Origin of the sequence: Ameyamaea chiangmaiensis (assembly GCF_013376175.1) — a bacterium.
In the GTDB taxonomy this organism is placed as follows: Bacteria; Pseudomonadota; Alphaproteobacteria; order Acetobacterales; family Acetobacteraceae; genus Ameyamaea; species Ameyamaea chiangmaiensis.
The window spans coordinates 1-613 of record NZ_JABXXR010000363.1 but is presented as its reverse complement, the minus strand read 5'-3'; the positions used below and the strand labels follow the sequence as shown (position 1 = coordinate 613).

Here is a 613-nt window from a genome sequence, read left to right as displayed (position 1 = left end):
ACGGTGAAGCCGGGATAGAAAAGGATCCCATGATTGATCGGGAACAGCAGATCGTCGATCGGGCCGTTGATCCCGCGGTCCGAATAATGTTCGGGCCACCCGCCTGCGGTGACCATCAGCATTGCGCGCTTGCCGGCCATGACCCCTTCGCCATACCGGTCGCCCCAGCGCTGCTCGCTGTGTTCGCCCACCCCATAGGCGAAGCCGGAGGCATAGACCCGGTCAACCCAGCCCTTGAGGATGGCTGGCATGGCGAACCACCACAACGGGAACTGCAGAATGACTGTATCGGCCCAGAGCAGCTTCTCCTGCTCGGCCTTCACATCCTCCGTGAGCGCGTTCGCCGCGAACCCGTCATTGGACGCTTTCCAGACCTTCAGCGGTTCGTCGGACGACAGGGCAGGAAAGTCATCCTTATCGACTGCAGCCTTCCAGTGCATGGCATACAGGTCCGACACCTGAACGTCATGTCCCTGGGTCGTCAGTTCAGAGACGGCGACGTCAAGCAGGGCGCCGTTGAGCGAGTGTCTTTCCGGATGGGCGAAGACGATCAGAACATTCATGAGCGGACTCTCATTGCGTGGAAAATTTCGTTTCCCAACGAGATTACGCG

1 protein-coding gene is annotated in these 613 nt (G+C 59.7%); it reads right to left on the bottom strand.

Going from position 1 to position 613, the window contains the following annotated elements; translation table 11 throughout:
• Nucleotides 1-563 (bottom strand): NAD(P)H-dependent oxidoreductase (locus HUK82_RS17065; RefSeq protein WP_176615019.1); only part of this gene is annotated, 563 nt, incomplete at its 3' end.
• Nucleotides 564-613: the final 50 nt, after the last annotated feature.